A 12,052-nucleotide genomic window follows, 5' to 3' on the forward strand; every position below is an offset into this window, starting at 1 on the left:
TTCACCCTCATGGTGAGGGGCTTCGTGATCGGTGGGCCCTGCCGGGATCGAACCGACGACATCCACGGTGTAAACGTGGCGCTCTACCAGCTGAGCTAAAGGCCCGCGATCGGATGGAACCATCCGATGCGACTCGTCGAGTCTAGCCGGAGTCGCCGTCGGTACCGGCACGCTCCACAACCCGGGTCCGCGCGCATCCGCCGCGACACCGGACGATCGGTCGGGCGCGGTGACGGTCGCTGGCCGTACGATCGAGGGGATGGATACGACGATCCCCACCCCGTACGAAGACCTCCTGCGCGACACGCTCGAGCACGGCGCCACCAAAGGCGACCGCACCGGAACCGGCACCCGCAGCGTGTTCGGCCGCCAGCTCCGCTTCGACCTCTCCCAGGGCTTCCCGCTCATCACCACCAAGCGGGTGCACTGGAAGTCCATCGCCTACGAACTCCTCTGGTTCCTCCGCGGCGACGGCAACGTCCGCTGGCTGCAGGAACACGGCGTCTCCATCTGGGACGAATGGGCCGACGACCAGGGCGAACTCGGCCCCGTCTACGGTGTGCAATGGCGCTCCTGGCCGACCCCCGACGGCTCGCACATCGACCAGATCTCGCAGGTCATCGAACAGCTGCGCACCGACCCGAACTCGCGCCGCATCATCGTCTCCGCCTGGAACGTCGCCGACATCCCCAACATGGCGCTCGCCCCGTGCCACGCCTTCTTCCAGTTCTACGTCGCCGATGGCAAACTCTCCTGCCAGCTCTACCAGCGCAGCGCAGACCTCTTCCTCGGCGTCCCCTTCAACATCGCCAGCTACGCGCTCCTCACCCACCTCGTCGCCGAGCAGGTCGGCCTCGAGGTCGGTGACTTCGTGTGGACCGGCGGCGACTGCCACATCTACGACAACCACGTCGAGCAGGTGACGGAGCAGCTCGCGCGCGCACCGTTCCCTTACCCGAAGCTGCGCGTCAACACGAAGCGCGACAGCATCTTCGACGTGGAGTACGACGACCTCGAGATCGTCGACTACCAGCACCACCCCGCCATCCGAGCGGCCGTCGCCGTATGAGCCTGGCGCTCATCTGGGCCCAGGCCCACGACGGCGTCATCGGCGCCGACGGCGACATGCCGTGGCACGTCCCCGAAGACCTCGCGCACTTCAAGGCGCTCACCGGGTCGGACGCGGTGATCATGGGACGCCGCACCTGGGATTCACTCCCCGCACGGTTCCGTCCGCTCCCAGGACGCCCGAACATCGTCGTCACCCGCGATCACGCGTGGTCCGCCGACGGCGCGATCGTCGCGCACTCCCTGGAGGACGCGTTCGAAGCGGCACAGCTCGCCGGCAACGGCCAGGCCTGGGTCACCGGCGGTGCCGGCCTCTTCGCGGAGGCACTCCCCCTGGCCGACCGCCTGGAGGTCACCGAACTCGACCTCGACGTCGCGGGCGACACCTTCGCACCGACCATCGGCGAGGAGTGGGTGCCGGTCACGATCGATCCGGCGCACGGCTGGTCGGAATCCCGCACGGGTGTCCCCTACCGGTTCATCCGCTACGAGCGCGCACCCGAGGTCACGATCACCGGCTGAGACGCCCGGCGATCCGGATCGACCACCGCGCGAGCCGCAGCTCAGGCCGGCTGACGCAGCTCTTCGAGCGCGGCGCGGTAGGCCGCGAGCGAGCGGGCTTCGCCCGGTGCCGTGATGAAGCTCTCACGGATGATGCCCTGCTGGTCGATGAGGAAGGTCGCACGGTTCGCGAACCCCTTCTCCTGCAGGAACACGCCGTACTCCTTGGCGACCTGACCGTGCGGCCAGAAGTCGGCGAGCAGTTGGAAGCCGTACTGCTCCTGCTCCGCCCACGCGCGCAGCGTGTGCTTGGAGTCGACGGAGATGCCGACGAGCGTGACCTGGTCGTCCGTGAACAGGCTGAGGTTGTCGCGCAGCTCGCACAGCTCCCCTGTGCAGGTACCGGAGAACGCCAGCGGGAAGAAGACGAGGGCGACAGCCGAATTGCCGCGGAACTGACTCAACCTGACGAGTTCACCGAACTGGTTCGCCAGTTCGAAGTCGGGTGCCAGGGTGTCGTTCTCGAGTGCCATGAGGGTCCTTTCAGGCGGGTTCGCCTGCTCCGGATCGCCCGAGCGGTGGACGGGTCCGATCCGGTCACACATCCTAACCCCGCACCGCAGCTGCACAAACCCGGAGGGGTGCGCCGCTCGGTCACCGTTCCCTGGGGTGACCGGATAGGGTGAAAGGTGGCGCCCGCGTCCATACCCATCAGGACGCATGGAGTTCACCATCACAACCCAGGCACGATCTGCCACGAGAGAAAGGTCGACGGTGACTGTTCACGACCAGGATCCATACTCGTCCAACCACGTAGACGCCGATCCTGAGGAGACGTCCGAGTGGAATGAGTCCCTCGACGCCCTCGTCGACGAACGTGGCCGCGGTCGCGGCCGCGACATCATGCTGAGCCTCCTCAAGCGCTCGAAGGAGCTGCACCTCGGCGTGCCGATGGTGCCGACCACCGACTACATCAACACCATCGCCTCGGAGAACGAGCCCGACTTCCCGGGCGACGAGGACATCGAACGCCGGTACCGCGCCTGGATCCGCTGGAACGCGGCCATGACCGTGCACCGCGCGCAGCGCCCCGGCATCGGTGTCGGCGGACACATCTCCACCTACGCGTCGTCGGCCGCACTTTACGAGGTCGGCTTCAACCACTTCTTCCGCGGCCAGGACGCCCCGGGCGGTGGCGACCAGATCTACATCCAGGGCCACGCCTCCCCCGGCACCTACGCCCGCGCCTTCCTCGAGGGCCGCCTCAGCACCGACCAGCTCGACGGCTTCCGTCAGGAGAAGTCGCACGCGCCGCACGGGCTCTCCTCGTATCCGCACCCGCGCCTCATGCCGGACTTCTGGCAGTTCCCGACGGTGTCGATGGGTCTCGGCCCGATCAACGCGATCTACCAGGCGCACCTCGCCAAGTACGTCACCAACCGTGGCATCAAGGATGCCAGCGACCAGCAGGTCTGGGCGTTCCTCGGCGACGGCGAGATGGACGAGGTCGAGAGCCGCGGTCAGCTCCAGGTCGCCGCGAACGAGGGCCTCGACAACCTCAACTTCGTGATCAACTGCAACCTGCAGCGCCTCGACGGCCCCGTCCGCGGGAACGGCAAGATCATCCAGGAGCTCGAGAGTTTCTTCCGCGGCGCCGGCTGGAACGTCATCAAGGTCATCTGGGGCCGCGAGTGGGACGACCTCCTCAACCGCGACACCGACGGCGCGCTCCTCAACCTCATGAACGTCACGCCCGACGGCGACTTCCAGACGTACAAGACGGAAGACGGCGCCTACGTCCGCGAGAACTTCTTCGGCCGCGACGAGCGTGCCCTGAAGCTCGTCGAGGGCTACACCGACGACGAGGTCTGGAACCTCAAGCGCGGCGGCCACGACTACCGCAAGGTCTACGCGGCGTTCAAGGCGGCCAGCGAGCACAAGGGCCAGCCGACGGTCATCCTCGCGCACACCATCAAGGGTTACGGCCTCGGCCCGAGCTTCGAGGGCCGCAATGCGACCCACCAGATGAAGAAGATGACGCTCGACAACCTGAAGACCTTCAGGGACACGATGCGCATCCCGATCACCGACTCGCAGCTCGAAGAGAACCCCTACCTCCCGCCGTATTACCACCCGGGCGAGGACGACGAGGCGATCCAGTACCTGCACGAGCGTCGCCGCGCGCTCGGCGGCTACGTCCCCGAGCGTCGCAGCAAGTACACGCAGCTGAACCTGCCCGACGACTCCGCGTACGCGGCAGCGAAGAAGGGCTCCGGCACGCAGGAGATCGCCACCACGATGGCGTTCGTCCGACTGCTGAAGGACCTCCTCCGCGCCAAGGACTTCGGCAACCGCATCGTCCCGATCATCCCCGACGAGGCACGCACCTTCGGTATGGACGCGTTCTTCCCGAGCGCGAAGATCTACAACCCGAACGGTCAGCACTACACCTCGGTCGACCGCGAGCTGCTGCTCGCCTACAAGGAGAGCCCGCAGGGTCAGATCGTGCACGTGGGCATCAACGAGGCGGGCGCCGTCGCGGCCTTCTCCGCGATCGGAACCTCGTACTCGGTGCAGGGCGAGCCGCTCATCCCGGTCTACGTCTTCTACTCGATGTTCGGCTTCCAGCGCACCGCCGACGCCATCTGGGCGGCCGGCGACCAGATGACCCGTGGCTTCATGATCGGCGCGACCGCCGGTCGCACGACGCTCACGGGTGAGGGCCTCCAGCACGCCGACGGCCACTCGCTGCTGCTCTCGTCGTCGAACCCCGCGGTCGTCAGCTACGACCCGGCCTACGGCTACGAGATCGCGCACATCGTGCGCAGCGGTATCCAGCGCATGTACGGCGGCGAGCACGAGGACCCGAACGTCATGTACTACCTCACGGTGTACAACGAGCCGATGGTCATGCCCGTCGAGCCCGAGGGAGTCGACGTCGACGGCATCGTGCGCGGTATCCACCGCATCAGCACGAGCGACAAGCAGGGCCCGAAGGCTCAGCTCATGGCCTCCGGTGTCGCGGTCCCGTGGGCGATCGAGGCGCAGCAGCTGCTCGCCGACGACTGGGGCGTCTCCGCCGACGTCTGGAGCGTCACGAGCTGGACCGAGCTCCGTCGCGACGGTCTCGCCGCCGACCAGCACAACTTCCTGCACCCGCAGGAGGAGCGTCGTGTGCCCTACGTCACGGAGAAGCTGAGCGGTGCCGCAGGCCCGTTCGTCGCCGTGACCGACCACATGCACGCCGTGCCGGACCAGATCCGTCAGTTCGTGCCTGGCGACTTCGCGACGCTCGGGGCCGACGACTTCGGCTTCTCCGACACGCGCGCCGCTGCCCGTCGCTTCTTCAAGATCGACGGCCCGTCGCTCGTCGTCCGCACCCTCCAGCAGCTCGCTGCTCGGGGTGAGGTCGATGCGAGCCTCCCGCAGCAGGCGATCGACCGCTACCGCCTCCACGACGTGAACGCCGGCAACACCGGTAACGCGGGTGGCGAGAGCTGATTCCATCCCTACCACGGTGACGAAGACGAAGACGAAGGCCGAGACACTCGACTGGCTCCGCCGGATCTCGGGCGAGCTCGCGACCGCGACGCTCAAACGCCTCGAGGACACCCTTCCCTGGTACGCCGAGATGCCACCAGGCCGCCGCTCAGCGGTCGGCCTGGTGGCTCAGGCGGGCATCAGTTCGTTCATCTCGTGGTTCGACGATCCCCGGTCGACGCCGTGGATCGCCGCCGACGTGTTCGGGGCGGCTCCTCGCGAGCTGCTCCGTTCCGTCAGCCTGCAGCAGACCCTGCAACTCATCAAGGTCACCGTCGAGGTGGTCGAGGAACGCGTCGCGTCCGGAAGCGTCGACCTCCGCGAGGCGATCCTCCTCTACTCACGCGACATCGCATTCGCCTCGGCCGACGTGTACGCCCGTGCGGCCGAAGCCCGCGGACTCTGGGACGCCCGCCTCGAGGCCCTCGTCGTCGACTCGATCCTCAGTGGCGAGGCCGACGACGAGCTACCGAGCCGGATCGCCGCCCTCGGGTGGCACGGTCACGGCGAGGCCTGCGTCCTGGTCGGGACGACCCCACGGGTGCTCGATGTCGACATGCTCCGCCGGACCGCCCGACACCTCGACGCCGACGTCCTCATCGGCGTCCAAGGCAACCGGCTCGTGCTCGTCTTGGGTCGCGCCGAGCTGCCCAGCACCGAGCCCGGAGACGGCGAACCCGTCGACGAGGCCGAACAGGCCGCCGCGGACGCCCGCACCAGCTCACAACTCACCTTCCTCGACATCGCCGCCAAGCTCGAGCACGGCTTCGGGCCGGGGCACCTGGTGCTCGGTCACGCCGTGCCCTCCCTCATCGAGGCGTCGCGCAGCGCGAAGGCCGCACTGGCCGGCTTCGCCGTGGCGAAGTCCTGGCGACACGCGCCACGTCCGGTCGCAGCAGACGATCTCCTTCCGGAGCGCGCCCTCGCCGGCGACAACCTCGCGAAGACCACGCTCATCGAGCGGGTCTACCGCCCACTCAAGGACTACTCCGGCGAGCTCGTGACGACGCTCTGGTGCTACCTCGACAACGGCCGCTCGCTCGAAGCGACGGCGCGCGAGCTGTTCGTGCACCCCAACACGGTCCGGTACCGCCTCAAGCGGGTCTCCGAGGTCATCGGCTGGGACGCGACCGGTGCCCGCGAGTCGCTCATCCTGCAAGCGGCCCTCATCCTCGGTGCCATCGCTGAGCCCGAGCCGTCCCGACGTCGGCTGACCTCCTGACGCTGGCAGGGCCGTTCGACCGGTCGGTTTTGTCGAGTCCACACAACACATTTTCCAAAGGTTCGTGGTGTTGCTCCACTGCTGGGCGTCCTCTGGTTGGCAGACTAGAGCGGTGATCGTCATCGCCTGCCCTGGACAGGGCTCCCAAACCCCCGGCTTCCTCGACCCCTGGTTGCAGGACGCCTCCGCGAAGGACGCGCTCGCGCGCTTCTCCGACGAAGCCGGACTCGACCTCGTCAAGCACGGCACCGTCTCCGACGCCGACACCATCCGCGACACCGCGGTGGCCCAGCCGCTCATCGTCGCGGCCGGCATCGTCGCCTTGGACGCCCTGCGGAAGACCCTCCCCGCCGACGCCGCGCCGTTCGGCGGCATCGCCGGACACTCCGTCGGCGAGATCACCGCGGCCTACGGCGCCGGCATCCTCTCGGACAGCGACGCCATGAGCTTCGTGAGCGAACGCGCCGTGGCCATGGCCGAAGCCGCAGCCACCACCCCGACGGGCATGAGTGCGGTCCTCGGTGGCGACCAGGACGCCGTCGTCGCGCACGTCCGCTCCTTCGGGCTGGAGCCCGCCAATTACAACGGCGGCGGCCAGATCGTCGTCGCCGGCGCGCACGACGCCCTCGCCCGCCTCGCCGACGAGCCGCTCAAGGGCACGCGGGTGATCCCGCTGCAGGTCGCAGGCGCCTTCCACACGAGCTACATGCAGTCGGCCCGCGACTGGCTGGCCGGGGCGAGCCGCACGGTCGAGCCCCAGGACCCGACGCTCCGCATCTGGACGAACCACGACGGCACCGAGGTCACCTCGGGTACGGCGTTCTTCGACCTCCTCATCGGCCAGGTCGCCTCCCCGGTACGCTGGGACCTGTGCATGGACGCGTTCAGCGCCGCAGGGATCACCGGACTCATCGAGCTCGCCCCCGCCGGGGCGCTCACCGGACTCGCACGTCGCGGCCTGAAGGGCGTGCCGACGGTCGCCATCAAGACCCCCGACGACCTGCCGGCAGCCCTCGACCTCATCGCCCAGCAGTAGCGCAGACGGAGAACCAGTCAATGACCACCCCCACCCTCAAGCAGTCGCGCGGTCCCGAGTTCACCCGCATCCTCGGCCTCGGCGCAGCTCGCGGAGACCTCAGCGTCCCGAACGACGACCTCGTCGGTCCGATCAACTCGTCCGACGAGTGGATCCAGCAGCGCACCGGCATCGTCACCCGCACGCGGGCGTCGGCCGACGTCAGTGCCGTCGACCTCGCAGCCGAAGCCGGCGCCGAGGCCATCGCGGCCGCGGGCATCTCCCCCGAGCAGGTCGACCTCGTCCTCATCGCGACGATCAGCAACGTCCAGCAGTCCCCGTCGATGGCGGCCGTCGTGGCCGACCGCGTCGGCGCGAACCCCGCTGCCGCGTACGACCTCAACGCCGCATGTGCCGGATACGCCTACGCGATCGCACAGGCCGATGCCCTCATCCGATCGGGCGCGGCTCACTACGCGCTCGTCATCGGCGCCGAGAAGCTGTCCGACATCGTCGACCCGACCGACCGGTCGATCTCGTTCCTCCTCGGCGACGGTGCAGGTGCGGCCGTCGTCGGTCCGAGCGACTTCCCCGGCATCTCCCCCACCGTGTGGGGGTCCGACGGGTCGAAGGCCGACGCCGTCGGCATGAGCGGCACGCTCACCGAGTTCCGCGACGGCACGGCCGCCTGGCCGACCCTGCGCCAGGAGGGCCAGACGGTCTTCCGGTGGGCGGTCTGGGAGATGGCCAAGGTCGCCAAGCAGGCCCTGGAGGAAGCGGGCGTCGAAGCCTCCGACCTCGCTGCCTTCATCCCCCACCAGGCGAACATGCGCATCGTCGACGAGTTCGCCAAGCAGCTCAAGCTGCCGGAGACCGTCGTCATCGCACGCGACATCGAGACCACCGGCAACACCTCGGCGGCATCCATCCCGCTCGCCACCCACCGGCTCCTCCAGGGGCACCCCGAGCTCAGCGGCGGCCTCGCCCTGCAGATCGGATTCGGTGCCGGACTGGTCTTCGGCGCTCAGGTCGTCGTCCTGCCGTAGCAGGACGCCCGACGCGACTACACTCGACTACGGTCAAACCTCACCCAAGGAGTAGAACAATGGCACTGTCCACCGAAGAAGTCCTCGCCGGCCTGGCCGAGCTGATCAACGACGAGACCGGCATCGCGACCGACACCGTCGAGCTGGACAAGTCGTTCACCGACGACCTCGACATCGACTCGATCTCCATGATGACCATCGTCGTCAACGCGGAGGAGAAGTTCGACGTGAAGATCCCGGACGAAGAAGTCAAGAACCTGAAGACCGTCGGCGACGCCGTCGACTTCATCGTCAAGGCTCAGGGCTAGTCCCAGCGCAGTGCTGAAGGGTCGGCCGGCAGTTGGCCGACCGGCCCTTCAGCGTTCGAGGCGGCTCGTCCGTCCGGACACGGGCTCGACCGCCGCAGGGCTCGGACCCCCTCGTCGTCTCCACAGAAGGTTTGACTGAATGACCACCAAACGCATCGTCATCACCGGCATCGGTGCCACCACTCCCCTCGGCGGCAACGCCACCGACTCCTGGGACAACCTCCTCGCCGGCAAGAGCGGTGCGAGCCGTCTCGAGCAGCCATGGGCCGAGGAGCTCGAGTTGCCCGTACGCTTCGCCGCGCAGGCCGCCGTCCCCACCGCGGACATCCTCGACCGTCGTGAGGTCAAGCGCCTCGACCCGTCGAGCCAGTTCGCCCTGATCGCCGCGCGCGAGGCCTGGCAGGACGCCGGCGCCCCCGAGGTCGACCCGGAGCGACTCCTCGTCGACTGGGCCACCGGCATCGGCGGCGTGTGGACGCTCCTCGACGCCTGGGACACCCTGCGCGAGAAGGGCCCCCGCCGCGTCCTCCCCATGACCGTCCCGATGCTCATGCCGAACGGCCCGGCAGCGGCGATCGGCATGGACCTCGGCGCCCGCGGTGGAGAGCGCACCGTCGTCTCCGCTTGTGCGTCCAGCACCGAGTCGCTCGCCAACGCCTACGACCACCTCCAGGCCGGCCTCGCCGACATCGTCGTGGCCGGTGGCTCCGAAGCCGCCATCCACCCGCTCCCGCTCGCGTCCTTCGCGGCGATGCAGGCGTTGTCCAAGCGCAACGACGATCCCGCCATCGCCTCGCGTCCCTACGACGTCGACCGCGACGGATTCGTCCTCGGTGAGGGTGCGGCAGCGCTCATCGTCGAGACCGAGGAGCACGCCAAGGCCCGTGGCGCCCGCATCTACGCCGAGCTCCTCGGTGGTGCGGTGACGAGCGACGCGTACCACATCACGGCTCCCGACCCCGAGGGTTCGGCTGCTGCCCGCGCCATGCGTGCGGCCGTGGAGAACGGCGGCGCGTCGCTCGACGACGTCGTGCACGTCAACGCACACGCCACGAGCACGCCCGTCGGCGACATCGCGGAGTACAACGCGCTGCGTCGGGTCTTCGGTGCCCACCTCGACGACATCGCCGTGACGGCCACCAAGGCCTCGACCGGCCACCTCCTCGGTGGCGCGGGCGCCATCGAAGCGGCCTACACGGCGCTCGCCCTGCACCACCGGGTCATCCCGCCGACCATCAACCTCGACAACCAGGACCCGGAGATCCCGCTCGACGTCGTCACGACGCCGCGTGAGCTCGGGTCCGGCGACCTGCTCGCCATCAGCAACTCGTTCGGGTTCGGCGGCCACAACGCGGTCGTCGCGTTCCGGAGCTACTGAGCCGTCCGCGACTGAGACGACGACGGGTCGTGGTGCATGCACCACGAGCCGTCGTCGTCTACTGACCAGGGTGCCGCCGTTTCGTCACCTCGTGTCTGCCGGGAGTGTCACCGACCTCGCACGGTCCACGCCACGTGGGCACCCTGTCGTCTGTGAAGTTGTCTCGCGTGCGCGGTGCCGCCGCGCCGGCGGGGCCGGATCAGCCCACGTTGTGCAGCCAGATGACGGAGGACCCGTCGCCGGCGTGACGGAACGGCTCGAGTTCGTCGTCCCACGGCTGTCCGAGCGCGACGCGGAGTTCGCGCTGGAGTTCGACGGCGTTCCCGGCGCCGACCTCCATGGCGTACCGGATGCGATCCTCCGGGACGACCACGTTGCCGATGCTGTCGGTCTGCGCGTAGAAGATCCCGAGGTCGGGCGTGTGCATCCACCGGGCACCGTCGACGCCCTGGGCCGGGTCTTCGCTCACCTCGTAGCGGAGGTGCTCCCAGCCGCGCAGGGCTGAGGCGAGTGCGGCTCCGGTGCCGTGCGGGCCTTCCCAGAAGACCTCGGCACGCTGCGCACCGCGGAGGATCGGCTGGTCTTCCCAGTCAAAACTGATGGCACGACCAAGAGCGCGACCTGCCGCCCATTCGAGGTGCGGGCAGAGCGCGCGAGGCGACGAGTGCACGAACAGCACACCCTTCGTCATCGGTGTCGACATGATTCCTCCACTGCGTCCGGGTGCGTCTTCCCCAACGACCCATGCAGTGTGATCCATGTCGGTGTCCGGCTGACCGGACCTCCGTGTATGCAGTTGTTCGGCTCGCGCCGATACGAGCATTATGCCCCATGACCTGGAGGAATGACAACCGTGTCGTTCCCAGTACGCTGGATCGGGAGCCGACCCGGACTGACGGCCTTCCAGGATGGAGCGGTGATGCACGAGGCCCTCGCGATCGACATCGGCGGCACGAAGGTCGAAGCGGCCGTCGTCGACGCCGAGGGACGGATCCTGCCCGGCACCCGGTTCCGCGGTCCGACGGGCGCCGCGGCCACCCGCGAGGAGCTCGTGGCGTCGATCCTCCAGACCGCCGAACGGAGCATCGCGGCCCATGGCGGGCCGGTGTCCGGTGTCGGGATCGGTTCGGCGGGCCCCATCGGCAGGACCGACGGTACCGTCTCGCCGATCAACCTCCCCCGACTCGCCGACTTCCCCGTCGTGGCGGAGCTCCGGCGCTTCACGTCCGGTCCGGTGGAACTCCGACTCGACGGCACCTGCATCGCCCTGGCCGAGCACTGGCAGGGCGCACTCCGCGGAACCGAGAACAGTATGGGCATCGTCGTCTCCACCGGGATCGGTGGCGGGATCATCCTCGGATCCCGACTCGTCCCCGGCACCTCGGGCAACGCCGGCCACCTCGGACAGATGCAACTCCGCCGACGCGAACCGGATGCTGTCGGCACACCCTGGACGTTGGAGGGCATCGCGTCAGGGACCGCGACGGTCGCCTGGGCGCGCGCCCAGGGATGGACCGGCATGACGGGCGAACAGCTCGGGGCCGACTACGCAGCTGGAACGGAGATCGCGATCCGCGCCGTCCGACGTTCCGCCGAGGCCGTCGGCGAAGCCCTCTGCAGCATCACGACCCTGCTCGACCTGGAACGCGTCGCGATCGGAGGCGGCTTCTCGCGGGTCTCCCCCGACTACCTCGACCTCGTCCAGGAGGCTGCGACCTCCGCCGCACTGCACGCCTACGCCCGTGAGCTGCGCGTGGTCCCGGCCGGGCTCGACGCCGGCGGGCCGCTCATCGGTGCTGCCGCCCTCGTCCTCGCGGACTGAACGCGCACGTCCCGGTCCCTGAGCCTGTCGAAGGGCGCCCTTCGACAAGCTCAGGGGTCGGATCTCGGTAGGGCGGGTGGGACTTGAACCCACGCATCGTTCGGTTATGAGCCGAATGCCTTCACCAGCTTGGCTACCGCCCCGTGCGGAAC

At 68.7% G+C, this 12,052-nt stretch carries 11 protein-coding genes and 2 tRNA genes; 9 read left to right on the forward strand and 4 right to left on the reverse strand.

Annotated features, from left to right (window positions below; translation table 11 throughout):
- Positions 1 to 32: 32 nt before the first annotated feature.
- Positions 33 to 105 (reverse strand) — tRNA-Val (locus ITJ62_RS08625).
- Positions 106 to 259: 154 nt separating this feature from the next.
- On the opposite strand from ITJ62_RS08625, the gene ITJ62_RS08630 reads away from it, so the two are divergent.
- Together ITJ62_RS08630 and ITJ62_RS08635 are read left to right on the forward strand one after the other, a co-directional pair.
- Entirely contained in the window at positions 260 to 1,069 is an 810-nt protein-coding gene (locus ITJ62_RS08630) for a thymidylate synthase (protein ID WP_194601017.1), read from the forward strand.
- Entirely contained in the window at positions 1,066 to 1,590 is a 525-nt protein-coding gene (locus tag ITJ62_RS08635) for a dihydrofolate reductase (RefSeq protein WP_194601020.1), read from the forward strand. The genes ITJ62_RS08630 and ITJ62_RS08635 overlap by 4 nt, the downstream gene beginning before the upstream one ends.
- Positions 1,591 to 1,631: 41 nt before the next feature.
- Here the strand turns inward: ITJ62_RS08635 and ITJ62_RS08640 are convergent, their stop codons facing one another.
- Positions 1,632 to 2,102, reverse strand: coding sequence for a peroxiredoxin (locus ITJ62_RS08640; RefSeq protein WP_194601023.1), 471 nt, complete (start codon positions 2,100 to 2,102; stop codon positions 1,632 to 1,634).
- Positions 2,103 to 2,343: 241 nt separating this feature from the next.
- On the opposite strand from ITJ62_RS08640, the gene aceE reads away from it, so the two are divergent.
- From aceE to ITJ62_RS08670, 6 genes are all read left to right on the forward strand, one after another.
- Entirely contained in the window at positions 2,344 to 5,070 is a 2,727-nt protein-coding gene (aceE, locus tag ITJ62_RS08645) for a pyruvate dehydrogenase (acetyl-transferring), homodimeric type (RefSeq protein WP_085510736.1), read from the forward strand.
- Between the two features lie 16 nt (positions 5,071 to 5,086).
- Complete coding sequence (locus tag ITJ62_RS08650; protein ID WP_175484370.1) at positions 5,087 to 6,331, forward strand: CdaR family transcriptional regulator; 1,245 nt, start codon at positions 5,087 to 5,089, stop codon at positions 6,329 to 6,331.
- A 112-nt stretch (positions 6,332 to 6,443) separates the two neighbouring features.
- Positions 6,444 to 7,367 carry an ACP S-malonyltransferase gene (locus tag ITJ62_RS08655; RefSeq protein WP_194601026.1) on the forward strand — a complete coding sequence of 308 codons (924 nt, stop codon included), beginning with the start codon at positions 6,444 to 6,446 and terminating at the stop codon, positions 7,365 to 7,367.
- Positions 7,368 to 7,387: 20 nt separating this feature from the next.
- Positions 7,388 to 8,392 (forward strand): beta-ketoacyl-ACP synthase III, encoded by a 1,005-nt coding sequence (locus ITJ62_RS08660; protein WP_079705772.1) that lies wholly within the window; start codon positions 7,388 to 7,390, stop codon positions 8,390 to 8,392.
- A 59-nt stretch (positions 8,393 to 8,451) separates the two neighbouring features.
- Positions 8,452 to 8,700 (forward strand): acyl carrier protein, encoded by a 249-nt coding sequence (locus ITJ62_RS08665; protein ID WP_056006457.1) that lies wholly within the window; start codon positions 8,452 to 8,454, stop codon positions 8,698 to 8,700.
- A gap of 139 nt (positions 8,701 to 8,839) precedes the next feature.
- Entirely contained in the window at positions 8,840 to 10,078 is a 1,239-nt protein-coding gene (locus tag ITJ62_RS08670; RefSeq protein WP_071260783.1) for a beta-ketoacyl synthase, read from the forward strand.
- Between the two features lie 199 nt (positions 10,079 to 10,277).
- On the opposite strand, the gene ITJ62_RS08675 is transcribed toward ITJ62_RS08670, so the two are convergent.
- On the reverse strand, positions 10,278 to 10,781 hold the full coding sequence (locus ITJ62_RS08675; RefSeq protein WP_194601029.1) for a DUF3145 domain-containing protein: 504 nt from the start codon (positions 10,779 to 10,781) through the stop codon (positions 10,278 to 10,280).
- A gap of 216 nt (positions 10,782 to 10,997) precedes the next feature.
- Between ITJ62_RS08675 and ITJ62_RS08680 the strand changes: the two genes are divergently transcribed.
- Positions 10,998 to 11,900 (forward strand): ROK family protein, encoded by a 903-nt coding sequence (locus ITJ62_RS08680; RefSeq protein WP_194602443.1) that lies wholly within the window; start codon positions 10,998 to 11,000, stop codon positions 11,898 to 11,900.
- A gap of 68 nt (positions 11,901 to 11,968) precedes the next feature.
- Here ITJ62_RS08680 and ITJ62_RS08685 read toward each other — a convergent pair.
- Positions 11,969 to 12,043 (reverse strand) — tRNA-Ile (locus ITJ62_RS08685).
- Positions 12,044 to 12,052 lie beyond the last annotated feature (9 nt).

This window comes from Plantibacter sp. VKM Ac-2876 (assembly GCF_015350715.1).
Lineage (GTDB): Bacteria > Actinomycetota > Actinomycetes > Actinomycetales > Microbacteriaceae > Plantibacter > Plantibacter auratus.

Excerpts from the sequence above, each read along its gene's own strand:
- ITJ62_RS08680 (WP_194602443.1), top strand. The coding sequence starts at position 10,998 with ATGCACGAGGCCCTCGCGATCGACATCGGCGGCACGAAGGTCGAAGCG.
- ITJ62_RS08630 (WP_194601017.1), top strand. The coding sequence starts at position 260 with ATGGATACGACGATCCCCACCCCGTACGAAGACCTCCTGCGCGACACG.
- ITJ62_RS08670 (WP_071260783.1), top strand. The coding sequence starts at position 8,840 with ATGACCACCAAACGCATCGTCATCACCGGCATCGGTGCCACCACTCCC.
- ITJ62_RS08635 (WP_194601020.1), top strand. The coding sequence starts at position 1,066 with ATGAGCCTGGCGCTCATCTGGGCCCAGGCCCACGACGGCGTCATCGGC.
- ITJ62_RS08665 (WP_056006457.1), top strand. The coding sequence starts at position 8,452 with ATGGCACTGTCCACCGAAGAAGTCCTCGCCGGCCTGGCCGAGCTGATC.
- ITJ62_RS08640 (WP_194601023.1), bottom strand. The coding sequence starts at position 2,102 with ATGGCACTCGAGAACGACACCCTGGCACCCGACTTCGAACTGGCGAAC.
- ITJ62_RS08660 (WP_079705772.1), top strand. The coding sequence starts at position 7,388 with ATGACCACCCCCACCCTCAAGCAGTCGCGCGGTCCCGAGTTCACCCGC.
- ITJ62_RS08675 (WP_194601029.1), bottom strand. The coding sequence starts at position 10,781 with ATGTCGACACCGATGACGAAGGGTGTGCTGTTCGTGCACTCGTCGCCT.